This window comes from Planctobacterium sp. AWH2_060 (assembly GCF_056158425.1).
Window position 1 is genome coordinate 4568920 of sequence record NZ_JBSWTG010000001.1, and the last position, 12206, is coordinate 4581125.

The following is a 12206-nucleotide window of genomic DNA, read 5'->3' on the forward strand; positions in this document are numbered from 1 at the left end:
TCGTCTGTCACGAAATAGTGTGAATTTGTGTTGAATGAAAGTCAGACCGAAAAGTTAATTCTGGAGAGAGAAGCGGCAGAGCTTTTTTCCCGTTGTTACCAGGCTCAATATCAGGTGCCGGTGAGTTTTGTTGCGCATAACGTTCCGCAAAAACCCGATGTAACTTGTCGGGTCGGTGAGCTTATGTTAGATATTGAAATCGCCCATTTATATGGTTCTCAGGCTGAAGCACAACTGATTTTGGGGCGTTCACTGGACGACAAAACGCAGGCTGAATTGGCGCTGCTCGACGCCGAACAAAATACGGATCAGAGACTGGTAAAAGCGCTGAATAGTATTTTGGCTAACAAAGCGCAAAAGCATTATGATAGTTCTTTGGCTTGGTTAGTAATACGCAACGCTAACCCGCAATGGGAGCGTAAGAACATCATCGACAACCTTGCCAGAATAACTATTCCCCAAGGCCATCCTTTTGAACAAATTTGGCTAATTGCAGATTTTCATGGCGATACCGGGCTGGTGCCATTAGAAATTCTTCATCAGAATCAATAACCGTAAAAGCCAGAGTGATTAAGGGGGGACATTATTGTCTATCCGCCAAAATTTTGTTAATTTGTTCGGCTATGAAACATCGCTTTGTAAACAAATTCAGCGCAAAGTTGCTGACCATTATTGCTCTGGTGCTGTCACTGGTAGGGCAATCTATGGCCTATGCCACTATGTCTTGTGCGATGTCGATGAGCGGTAATATGAATCATGATTCCTACATGCAGACTGATGTGAAAATGCATCACAGCGACATGGATCATAGTGATATGGATCATCGTGATATAGATCACAGCGGTAATGATAAGAGCATGCACCATACTGATATGGACCATGCTCCTATGCAACACGCCCAGATGGAACACGACAGCAGCGATGAATCCCACTGTGGTAGCGAATGCCAATGCCCGGAAAGTAGTTGTCACAGCTTTTCTTGTCTGTCTGACAGTGCAGTACTCAGTACTTCCAGTTTTCCAACAAATAACTTTTTTGCACTAGACCAACACAACCTCGATATCTCTCTCAGTTCCTTATATCGTCCCCCCATTTTTGCCTGACCAGGATCAGTGCGCCTGAAATTTACATAATGCGCACGCTAAACCAACTAAGTTAAAAGTTTTGCGCTTTATTGCGCCCTTTGTTCCAGTGTTCTGGAGGTAAAAATGAGTGAAGTATTTACTAGCCGTTGGCGAATATCGAAAGCCCGTCGCTTATCGATTTCCCGCCCTGTTTTCGTTGTCAGCTTAGTGCTTTGTGTGGGGTTAAGCAGCTATGCCTCGGCGCAACAGAGCCTGACCTTGCCTGAGGCTATTGAGTTGGCTAACAAGCACGATAATTGGCACAAGCAGAGCCAGCTTACTCAGACAGCCATTGAGCAGCGCAGTATCGCAGCAGGTCAATTGCCAGACCCGAATGTCTCCGTCAGCATGATGAATCTGCCAGTGGATTCCTGGCGCTTCAATCAGGAAGCCATGACTCAGTTAAAGGTGGGCGTGTCTCAGATGTTTCCACGCGGAGATACCCTGGCGCTGACTCGTTCCCGGTTACAGATTGAGGCCCAGAAGCATCCCTTGTTGAGAGCGAATCGAGCGGCACAGGTGGCTGCTGAGGTATCGCTGTTATGGCTCGATGCCTATCAGGCCAGCAAAATCATTGAACTCATTGAGGGGGATCGGGTGCTGTTTGAGCAAATGGCTGAAGCTGCAAGAAGCAGTTATACCACAGCACTGCAAAAAACCCGGCAGCAGGATGTCATCAGAGCCAGTCTGGAATTGGTGCAGCTGGATGAGCGTTTAAATGAACAGGCGCAGTATCGCGATGTGGCCCTGGCCGGGCTCAATGAATGGCTGATTGACTATTCTGCATTAACCGACTCTGTGCATGTCTCTTTTTTGAATGAGTACAGTGTGGATGAGACGCTACCCGCTATTCCGGCACTAGCTCCGGAACTATTAAGCACGCAAGCTCTGGATATAGAAAAACTGGCGCAACACCTAATGCGTCACCCGGCGGTAATGGCGATTGATGTCAGCTATCAGGCGTCACAAAAGCAGGTGCAGATCGCGCATCAGGGCTATAAACCCGCCTGGGGATTAAATGCCAGTTACAGTTACCGCGATGATACTCCGCAAGGGACTAGTCGCGCGGATTTCTTTTCTGTAGGGGTCAGTATGGACTTACCGCTGTTCACTGAAAACAAACAAGATAAACAGGTTGCCGCGTCGATTGCTGAGTCTGAAGCTGTAAAAACCGAAAAACGGGTGCTGTTAAAGCAAATGCTCAGCAAGGTGCAGGGCTATGTCAAAGAAATTTCCCGGCTCAAACTGCGCGCTGACTTGTATCAAACGCAATTATTACAGCAAAGCAAAGACCAGGCAGAAGCGGCGTTGAATGCCTACACCACCGATGACGGCGATTTTGCTGAGGTGGTCAGAGCCAAAATTGCAGAGCTCAACATGCGCATCGCTAAGTTAAAAATTGATATTGCTATGCTCAAATCAACAGCACGACTTAATTATTTTCTGACTCAGTCGGATGTTGTATTGAATGACACTAAGGGGAGCGGAAAATAATCATGAAACATAAGATTCAATTGCTAGTAACCCTGTTAATCGGACTCGTTCTGGGGAGTTTGCTGATGATGTTTGGCGGAGAAAATACCTCAGAGGGAGAGCAAGCCGAACAACAAAAGCAACCCCTTTATTGGGTAGCTCCTATGGATTCCAATTATCGGCGCGACAAACCTGGTAAATCGCCAATGGGCATGGATCTCATCCCGGTATATGAAGAAGATCAGAGCAACGAGGCCGGGCCGGGAGTAGTCAAAATTGCTTCGCATGTGGTGAATAATTTCGGGGTGCGCACGACTGAAGTGAAAACCATGGATTTGCACCAGCAAATTAAGACTGTGGGCTATGTTCAGTATGATGAGGATAATCTGGTGCATATCCATCCTCGTATTGATGGCTGGATTGAACGACTGTACGTCAAAGCCGAGGGGGATCCGGTGCAAATGGGGCAGCCTTTGTATTCTCTGTATTCACCGCAACTGGTGAATGCTCAGGAAGAGTATTTACTGGCATTAAAACGCAATAATCGGGATTTGATTAACGCCGCAAGGGCGCGTTTATTGGCACTTCAGGTGTCTGAGCAGTTTGTTCAGGAGCTGAAAGCATCCGGTAGCGCTTCACAAACCGTGTTTTTTTATGCTCCTCAGTCCGGGGTGATAGATGCCCTGAAAACTCGTGAAGGCTTCTACGTCCAGCCGGGGAACACACTGATGAGTATTGGCAAACTGGAGCAGGTTTGGGTGGAAGCGGAAGTGTTTGAGCGAGACGCGGGCCTGATAAAGTCAGGTCAGTCAGTGACCATGACCCTGGATTATTTACCCGGGCGCAGTTGGCCTGGCAAAGTTGATTATGTCTATCCTTCACTTGATGCCAAGACCCGAACCTTAAGAGTGCGTCTGAAATTTGATAATAGCGAAAGGTTACTCAAACCCAATATGTTCGCCAAGGTCACCATTCATGCGGATGCGCAAGAAAATGCTTTATTGGTACCACGTGAAGCCGTCATTCGCACCGGCGATCAGGACCGCGTAGTACTTGTGATGGGCGAAGGACAATACAAGTCTGTGGCGGTTAAAATCGGCCGTATATCCGATGATGTTATTGAAATTCTGGAAGGCCTGAATGGCGATGACAGGGTGGTTACATCGGCACAATTTCTCATTGATTCTGAGTCCAGTAAAAGTTCGGACTTTCAGCGCATGAGTCCCAACAAAGAACCCGATGCTGTCTGGATGGAAGGCGAGATAAATTCTGTGCAAGCTGAACTGCGCAGCGTCAATATCACTCATGATGCGGTACCGGCCTGGGGATGGCCAGAAATGACCATGGACTTTGATGTGGCAGAATCTGTTGATATGCAGGCATTAAAAGCTGGCTATGGGTTGCACTTTGAAGTGACGAAGCTGGCTGATGGCGGCTATTCCGTGACTGGGATTCACGTTATGGGGCCGGTAGAGAAAGACTACCCTGAAGCTACCGTAAGTGGTGTGATAAATGCGATAGACAGAGAAAGTCGCACTCTGAATATCAGTCGCGAAGCCATTGCCAAATGGAACCGTGGTCCTGCCACTATGGACTTTGTGCTGGCGCAGAATTTACCTCTGGATAGTTGGCAAGCGGGCGATGCGATTCGCTTTACCTTTGAAGTCAGGGATGATTTGGTGATCACCGCAATTGCAGCTGACGCCAAACAACATCAGGACCATTCTGGTCATTAATTGAGGAAAGGTTAATGATTGAAGCAATCATCAGATGGTCTGTTGGCAACCGATTTTTTGTGTTGCTCTGTACCTTTATTTTAGTATTTGCTGGCTTATACAGCCTGAAAAATACACCGGTTGATGCTATCCCCGATTTATCCGATGTTCAGGTGATTATCAAAACCAGTTATCCAGGACAGTCACCTCAGGTAGTGCAGGATCAAGTCACCTTCCCACTCACCACGGCCTTGTTGTCGGTGCCAGGTGCACAAACCGTCAGAGGTTTTTCTTTTTTCGGGGATTCTTACGTCTACGTCATTTTTGATGATGACACGGATATCTATTGGGCCCGCAGCCGGGTTTTAGAATACTTAAGTCAGGTTGCCCCAAATTTTCCTGAGCAGGCAAGACCACAACTGGGGCCGGACGCCACCGGGGTGGGTTGGATATACATCTATGCGCTAACCGATAAAACCGGTAAACACGATATTAGTCAGTTGCGCAGCATTCAGGACTGGTTTTTAAAGTATGAACTGCAAACCGTTGACGGCGTATCAGAAGTGGCCTCTGTCGGCGGCATGGTACGCCAGTATCAGGTGCAGGTGGATCCGGACAAGTTGCGGGCCTACGGGGTGCCACTGTCACTGGTGCAGATAGCGTTGACCCGCGGTAATCAGGAGATCGGAGCTTCGGTTCTGGAAATGGCTGAAGCTGAATACATGGTCACCGCCACTGGTTATATTCAGTCGGTAGAAGATATCGAACAAATACCGCTGGGTGTGAATACAAAAGGCACGCCGTTGACTATTGGCGATGTGGCTCAGGTTAGTATGGGGCCGCAAATGCGCCGTGGTATTGCAGAGCTGAATGGTGAAGGCGAAGTGGTAGGCGGTGTCATCGTTATGCGTTTTGGCGAAAATGCGCAGCAAACCATTAACGCTGTGAAAGCCAGACTGGATGCGCTTAAGCATTCATTGCCAGAAGGGGTAGAAGTGGTGTCGGTGTATGACAGGTCACAACTGATAGAGAGCGCGGTTGACAATCTCTGGGGTAAGTTACTCGAAGAGCTGGCAGTGGTAGCTCTGGTGTGTGTGGCCTTTTTGTTTCACCTTCGCTCTTCCATTGTTGCGGTGATCACCCTACCGTTGGGCATTTTGGTGTCCTTCATCATCATGCATATGCAAGGGATCAACGCCAACATCATGTCCCTGGGCGGGATTGCTATCGCTATCGGCGCCATGACGGATGGCGCCATAGTGATGATCGAAAACATGCATAAACACATGGAGAAAACGCCGCTAAGCGATGAAAACCGCTGGCAGATAGTAGCTAAGTCAGCCAGTGAAGTGGGGCCTGCCTTGTTTTTCAGTTTGTTGATAATCACGGTTTCATTCTTACCTGTGTTTATCTTAGAGGCACAGGAAGGGCGTATGTTTGCGCCGCTGGCTTACACCAAAACCTATGCAATGGCGGCTGCTGCCGGACTGGCTATTACCCTGGTGCCAGTGTTAATGGGTTACTTTATTCGCGGCAAGGTCATTTCTGAGAAGAAAAATCCGCTAAACCGGCTACTGATTGCCAGTTATATGCCGGTATTGAGCAAAGTACTACAGTTCCCAAAAACGACGATTATCGTGGCAATGATGGTGACATTGGTGGGCTTTTATCCGGTTGACAAGATTGGCAGTGAATTTATTCCGCCATTGGATGAAGGGGATTTAATGTATATGCCCACCACTTATCCGGGTATTTCCATTGGTAAAGCCAGGGAGTTGTTACAACAAACCGATAAGCTGATTCGCACGGTTCCCGAGGTGCAGAACGTCTTTGGCAAAGTGGGAAGAGCTGAGACTGCAACGGACCCGGCGCCACTGACTATGATCGAAACCTTTATTCAGTTGAAACCCAAATCCCAATGGCGAGAGGGGCTTACTACTGAAAGTCTGAAAGCGGAACTGGACGCATTGGTGAAGTTTCCGGGACTCACTAATGCCTGGGTCATGCCTATTAAAACCCGTATTGATATGTTGGCCACCGGGATTAAAACGCCGGTGGGCATAAAAGTGGCCGGTCCGGAGCTGAGTGTTATCCAGGACATTGGACAGCAACTGGAGCGGATCCTGGGCGAACTGCCAGGTACCGCTTCGGTATTCTCAGAGCGTGTGGCTGGCGGGCGCTATATCAAAGTGGATATTTTGCGGGATAAAGCCAGCCGCTTCGGCCTGAACATCGCGGATGTACAGCAGGTGGTTGCCACCGCAATTGGCGGCATTAATGTTACCCAAACGGTGGAAGGGCAGGAGCGCTACCCAGTGAATGTGCGCTATCCGCAGGACTATCGGGATTCACCGGAAAAGCTGGCGCGCTTGCCGGTGATCGCACCTTCAGGCCAGCGCATAGCGTTGGGTGATGTGGCGGATATTTATATCGAAAATGGCCCTCCGGGGATCAAGAGTGAAAACGCCAGAATTAATGGCTGGACCTATATAGATATCGAAGATATTGATGTGGGCAGTTATGTTAGTGCCGCAAAAGTAGCTTTGAGCGAAAAGCTGGATTTACCTGCGGGCTATTCGATTAACTGGGCGGGGCAGTATGAGTATATGGAACGCGCCAAAGAAAAGCTCAGCTATGTACTGCCTTTGACATTAGCCATCATTGTTATCCTATTGTATCTGAATTTCCGACGTGTCAGTGAGGTGGTGTTAATCATCGCTACCTTGCCTATGGCGATGATCGGAGGACTGTGGCTGATGTACTTTGAAGGCTTCAACTTTTCAGTGGCCGTTGGGGTTGGCTTTATTGCCTTGGCCGGTGTGGCGGTGGAAATCGGGGTTATCATGCTGGTATATCTCAATCAGGCGGTTCAGGAGTTAAAAGAACAAGCCAATCTCAACAACCGAATTATTTCTGACAGCGCCTATCGGCAAGCTCTGTTGCAGGGAGCAGGGTTAAGAGTGCGCCCGGTTATGATGACGGTGGCGACGATTATTATCGGACTGCTGCCCATTATGTATGGTAGTGGAACTGGCTCAGAAGTTATGAGCCGTATTGCGGCACCGATGGTGGGCGGTATGACCAGCGCAGTGGTGCTGACATTACTGGTATTGCCTTGTGTTTATAGTCTGGTGAAAGCGGCAGATATAAAGCGCTTTAATCAGACCATCAAAGGCGGTGCATTGTCAGGAGAAGCAGCTACATAGCTAACAGGTGCAGGGGCTTATGGGGCAATATTGAAGTACTCAACCTACCTACAGGCCCTAATTTTGAGTTTGCTGGTAGGTAGATTTTTTCAGTGTCTTAGTCTAATTCAACCGTTGGCATTTGATTGAAATCTTTGTCGGGGCGCGACTGCGCGTAAAGGGAGATTAGGTTCAGCGCTTCGAACAAATACCGGCGTAATCGAACTAGTAGACGAAACTGTTTTGCTTTATCTCTAAAAGAAAATTATTAGGGCTATTTGCATTCTGAGGTTGGAGCACTTGCTTCCGGCCCTAACGTGCTGAAACGTCAGTTGCTTGGAAATGAGTTTTAGGTACTTTCTAAGTGCCACAATTAAAACACTAATATACTGGTCAACTGACTCATCTTACCGCCAGTCATGAAGGTATTGTTCAATGAGAACTTTGAGCGACATAGCAGAAGTATGTAAGCATTAACCTGATGTTTATATGTACAGTGCTTGAGGGTTTCCCTTAAAGTCAAGAAAAGAGGCAAATTGCCGCTTTTTATTGCCAACGACATTCTTAATAGCTATGGAAAATTAGGGTAGAAAAGGGCAAGGAGGTTTGGTAAAAAGGACTGAAAATAAAAAAGAGGAAACTTGCTGGAAGAATAACAGGCAAGTTGCCTCATATTAAATTGTTAGGTGCCTTAGGAGCATTGAATGCCAGATTACTTGCCGTATTTAATTGCTTTACTCTTCATTCTGAATTTGGCAGTTACTGTTTTCGTTGCTAAACGAGATGACCTGACTCTTTTCCAAAAAATATCGCAAGTGATAATTGTATGGGCTATTCCTATAATTGCTGCCATCGGAATCTGGATGTTAAACCGAGATTCCGATGTTCAAAGTATAAGAGGCAGGCACTTCTACAACCATGGAAAAGACGACCGTGGTAATTCTAGCCATATCGATTTTCAATAAATTACTGGGTTTAACCCTTATTGTTTGTTCACTGGCACCTAACAAAAGTAATTAATTCGGACAAAAATCCATTGGCTGCTCCTCGTTCCTCGGGCATTATAGCCAATAAATTTTCGCCGTTTATTGCGGCCGTTAGCTACCAGGAGGCTGAATTGAAGATACTGATTTTTTTCACATCGTTCTTATTCAGTACTTTTTCATTTGCTTGCTCATGCTTTACTCCCAGCATAGATGAATCCTTTGAGAATGCTGATTTTGTTTACGTCGGTCAAATACAATCATCAAAGCTTACAGGTGACACAGAAGTCACTAATTATTTATCGATAGTTAAAGAGTTTAAAGGCCAAAGAGATACCGATGTATTAATTTCAGAAGTGAGCAGCAGTTCTTGCGCTACAGGCACCTCAACGGGGTATTCATATGTCGTATTTGGTAACTTCAATGTCGTCCCCAAATTACATGCTTGTAGCCAGACTCAAGTACTATTCGGTTCGTCAAATGAGTTGCTAGACAAACTAAAAGAACTGGCAGCTAACAAAAAATTTTAAACTTGGACGCTTACTCGCTGGCTCCCCCTCATTCTTCGGGTAGTATAGCCAGCCAGTAATCGCCCTTTAAATTAACCGTTAGCCCCCGGTCTTATGAAAAAGTTTTTTGCTGGTATCGCGGCAACAATCAGCACCAGCTTTCCATCGCCAGCAGCCAGTTGTTTCCAGGTTACGTCGGTATAAGTCCTGCCCATTTCATAAATACACACACTCTTCACTCATGTAGTGCAGTTCACACAAGCAGGCAAAATTCCGGTTGCTGTTTTGGCAATGGTTGTTTTAAGGTAGGGGTAAATTTTAACAACAGTGCTTTATTCGGTGCAGGCGGCAAAGCCGCGTAAGTATCGGTAAAGGGCTAACAAACGGTGCAATTCGGACAAAATCTCGCTGGCTCCCCCTCATTCTTCGGGTAGTTTAGCCAGCCATATTTTGCCGTTTAACCGAGGCCGTTATGTGCAACGGAGAAATTGATGTTTAAGGATGAGCTCCCAGACCTATTTGAAGAAGTAAAATCTTCTCTGATAGCTGAAGGTGAAAAAGGATTTGCTGATCAGCTAAAAGGTATGAAAATTAAATCATGTGAGTCCTTCGCTTCTGACGATTCAGCATTCACGATAAGTTTTACAACCTCAGAAAATGAAAAACTAGAAGATACTTTCCCTACAGGTGATAAGGCGTATACAGTTATGCTTGTTTACTCTGAAAAGTCAGTTGTCATCGGTTTAGACATTATTGGTTGTGAAAATACTGAGTTACAAAGGCAACTGTTAGCATGTTGCACATAACAAAAACATCATGGTGGGAATTTTACTCGCTGGCCTTCGGCCAAAAACGCTCTTAAAATCCCCATATGTTAACCGTTATGCCTCTAGTTTAGCCAAGTTTGATCAAGGAGTAAGGGAGAATTGAGTCCTTCTAATAAGCTGTATTGCTTGGATAGTAAAATAGAGCAACTTCATAAATCCTGTAAGGTATTTTTGGATTCTGATGACAGTCAACTTTCTAAGCTCTCACAATTGTCGATATATCCGACCTTTCTATTTGATGGTTTTCCCGGTACAGGAAAAAGCTCAGTTGCAAGTATTATTTATGAACAGCTAAAAGAGGAATACAACATCGATGTTGCGAGGTTGAACATCGACGAGTTGATTTCGCATAATTTCGGTGAGTCCTCTTCTAATCTCAGGGAATATTTTAAGAAAAGAAAGAATGAAATCGAAGAGAACAATTCACGCTGCTTTATTATTATGGATGAAGTCGATGCGTTTACTATAAGCAGGTATCAAAATGATAATGAGAGCATCAAAAGAATACTTTTGACTTTTAACACAATAATAGATGAGTTGGTTAGAAGTGGTGAAATTTATCAATATATAATTATTGCAACAACTAATGTTAAAGAAAGTATCGATACCTCAATTCTAAGAAGGTTCTATTTTAAAGAAGATTTTAATGTTGAACTCGATGAAACAACATTTGAAAATTTTTTAAATGAGTTGGTTGATTTGACAAGCCTTGAAGTTGAAGAATCATCGATCAGTGAAATATTTAAGTTGTATACACAAAAGAAATATACTTTAGGCGAAGTGAAGTATCTTTTCTCTAGGTTGTATATGAATAGCTTGATTTCAGACAAGACAGAGAAGATAAACTCTAAATGTTTTCTGGATTATCAAACATTTCATGATATCACTCAGAGCCAAAAGTAAGGAGGTGAATTTTGACTACTGATGAAGATAAAATGATCAAGAAGTTGGAAGAGCACAGGGATACAACGAAACTTGTCGTTGAAATAGCTGAATTGCACGATATAACAGTTACACCATCTACAAACAATGATCCTAGAGGAGATTTCGAATACCCTCAGGATAGAAAAGATGAGTTAATTAATGCATTAGACAAATATATCGGAAAGTACAAATATACTAAGGATAAAAATGATGAGTAAGAAGTTTGGGGAGATCAAGACACGGAAAAATATTTTTCCTTCTCAAGCAAGAGATATTATAGACAAAGGGACTATAGATATTCTGATTATTCAGGCAAAAGCATCTCAGACAACCAAAGATATTCTTTATGACGGTGGGGTAACTTTGTATGAAGGCGTGGAACCCAACGAGGTTGAACGCTTAAGAGAGGTCGTGAGAGAAGAACTAGAGTCAAAAGAAAAAAAGGAGACTGAATAATGTTGGAGCTTACATTTTTTGATGGCAAAAATGAACCTGAAGTTATATCCGTATCCCAGAATTGTTATGAAAGGCTAGCCAAAATAGGGTTTGCCGGAAAAGTCGAATATAGAGAGCGCACTTTAACTATTGAGGAAGAAGAATACAGTATTTCCGCAGTAGAACTTACGGAAGAAAACCGAAAAGTTCTGCTTGATCTTACTGAATGTGAAAGGCAAAAAGAGTTAGAGAAGGTATTTGATCATATGGATGATAATCCAACGATTAAAGAGATGAGGGAAGCCCTATTTTATATCAAAGAACTAACTATGGTTTATAAGCGTTTGAAATTGAGTAGTAATTTATACTTTTCGTACGAATGAGCAAGGCATAACAAGCCAAATCACGCGGACGCAGCAGAGCTACGCCGGTGTTTGGGGCGTTATATTACTCGATGAAATTACCGTATAAGCTAGTTGAAATAATATTGATGTACTTTATGGCAAGCCCATTGCTGGGAGTTGCTTTTGCTATAAATTTAGACATCAAAGCAATTATTTTTTGGTTTTTATATTTTGCTTTATTGATGGCGTTTAAAAATAAACTATTCAACGCGCTTAAAGTAGGCTCTTTCCCATATTATTTCACCTTTATCTTCGTTTGCTTTTCTGGTTTTGGTTGGTTCCTAAACTATGCAACACAAAATAACTTACACAACGCGGGTGGTGTCGGTTTTTTTATGTTGCCTGTACTTCTAGTTGTAATCATCTACACAAAAAACAGCAAAAGCTATAAGCAAGCCGTTGATAGCTTTAATAAAACGTAATATAACGAATAAGGATAAGTCGCGCGAAGCCGCGACCTATCCTGTTGTTGAACAAGCCCGGAGCGCAGAATTGGGGGATACTATATTTATGGAGATAAATCCTCTGAGGCAATTTCTAAGCTGACCCGCGAGGGATTTCAGGGCGAGCGAAACCTTAGCCGTTGCCCGATGCGACTAACGGGGATCATACAAGGCTGTTTTTATC

Annotated in this window: 14 protein-coding genes; 13 read left to right on the forward strand and 1 reads right to left on the reverse strand. The window is 44.7% G+C overall.

The window, feature by feature from the left end; genetic code table 11:
* Positions 1 to 27 precede the first annotated feature (27 nt).
* The 7 genes from ACXAD8_RS19670 to ACXAD8_RS19700 all read left to right on the forward strand — a co-directional run bounded on the left by ACXAD8_RS19670 (position 28) and on the right by ACXAD8_RS19700 (position 9010).
* On the forward strand, positions 28 to 552 hold the full coding sequence (locus ACXAD8_RS19670) for a hypothetical protein (RefSeq protein ID WP_475231685.1): 525 nt from the start codon (positions 28 to 30) through the stop codon (positions 550 to 552).
* Between the two features lie 71 nt (positions 553 to 623).
* Complete coding sequence (locus ACXAD8_RS19675) at positions 624 to 1103, forward strand: hypothetical protein (RefSeq protein ID WP_475231686.1); 480 nt, start codon at positions 624 to 626, stop codon at positions 1101 to 1103.
* Positions 1104 to 1208: 105 nt separating this feature from the next.
* Positions 1209 to 2618: a TolC family protein gene (locus ACXAD8_RS19680; protein ID WP_475231688.1), complete on the forward strand. Its 1410-nt coding sequence runs from the start codon at positions 1209 to 1211 to the stop codon at positions 2616 to 2618.
* A gap of 2 nt (positions 2619 to 2620) precedes the next feature.
* Positions 2621 to 4333 carry an efflux RND transporter periplasmic adaptor subunit gene (locus tag ACXAD8_RS19685; protein ID WP_475231689.1) on the forward strand — a complete coding sequence of 571 codons (1713 nt, stop codon included), beginning with the start codon at positions 2621 to 2623 and terminating at the stop codon, positions 4331 to 4333.
* Between the two features lie 14 nt (positions 4334 to 4347).
* A complete protein-coding gene (locus ACXAD8_RS19690) occupies positions 4348 to 7518 on the forward strand; it encodes an efflux RND transporter permease subunit (RefSeq protein WP_475231691.1) in 3171 nt (1056 codons plus the stop codon).
* A 683-nt stretch (positions 7519 to 8201) separates the two neighbouring features.
* Positions 8202 to 8462, forward strand: a complete 261-nt coding sequence (locus ACXAD8_RS19695) for a hypothetical protein (protein ID WP_475231693.1) — start codon at positions 8202 to 8204, stop codon at positions 8460 to 8462.
* A 152-nt stretch (positions 8463 to 8614) separates the two neighbouring features.
* Positions 8615 to 9010 carry a hypothetical protein gene (locus tag ACXAD8_RS19700; RefSeq protein WP_475231695.1) on the forward strand — a complete coding sequence of 132 codons (396 nt, stop codon included), beginning with the start codon at positions 8615 to 8617 and terminating at the stop codon, positions 9008 to 9010.
* Between the two features lie 71 nt (positions 9011 to 9081).
* On the opposite strand, the gene ACXAD8_RS19705 is transcribed toward ACXAD8_RS19700, so the two are convergent.
* Positions 9082 to 9219, reverse strand: a complete 138-nt coding sequence (locus tag ACXAD8_RS19705; protein ID WP_475231696.1) for a hypothetical protein — start codon at positions 9217 to 9219, stop codon at positions 9082 to 9084.
* Positions 9220 to 9480: 261 nt separating this feature from the next.
* Here ACXAD8_RS19705 and ACXAD8_RS19710 point away from each other — a divergent pair, with 261 nt between their 5' ends.
* From ACXAD8_RS19710 to ACXAD8_RS19735, 6 genes are all read left to right on the forward strand, one after another.
* A complete protein-coding gene (locus ACXAD8_RS19710) occupies positions 9481 to 9795 on the forward strand; it encodes a hypothetical protein (RefSeq protein ID WP_475231697.1) in 315 nt (104 codons plus the stop codon).
* 147 nt (positions 9796 to 9942) lie between these two features.
* Positions 9943 to 10719 carry an ATP-binding protein gene (locus ACXAD8_RS19715; protein WP_475231699.1) on the forward strand — a complete coding sequence of 259 codons (777 nt, stop codon included), beginning with the start codon at positions 9943 to 9945 and terminating at the stop codon, positions 10717 to 10719.
* An 11-nt stretch (positions 10720 to 10730) separates the two neighbouring features.
* Positions 10731 to 10958 carry a hypothetical protein gene (locus ACXAD8_RS19720; RefSeq protein ID WP_475231701.1) on the forward strand — a complete coding sequence of 76 codons (228 nt, stop codon included), beginning with the start codon at positions 10731 to 10733 and terminating at the stop codon, positions 10956 to 10958.
* Positions 10948 to 11196 (forward strand): hypothetical protein, encoded by a 249-nt coding sequence (locus ACXAD8_RS19725; protein WP_475231702.1) that lies wholly within the window; start codon positions 10948 to 10950, stop codon positions 11194 to 11196. Before ACXAD8_RS19720 ends, ACXAD8_RS19725 begins: the two co-directional genes overlap by 11 nt.
* Positions 11196 to 11558, forward strand: a complete 363-nt coding sequence (locus ACXAD8_RS19730) for a hypothetical protein (protein ID WP_475231703.1) — start codon at positions 11196 to 11198, stop codon at positions 11556 to 11558. Before ACXAD8_RS19725 ends, ACXAD8_RS19730 begins: the two co-directional genes overlap by 1 nt.
* Before the next feature lie 116 nt (positions 11559 to 11674).
* A complete protein-coding gene (locus tag ACXAD8_RS19735) occupies positions 11675 to 12001 on the forward strand; it encodes a hypothetical protein (RefSeq protein WP_475231705.1) in 327 nt (108 codons plus the stop codon).
* Positions 12002 to 12206: the final 205 nt, after the last annotated feature.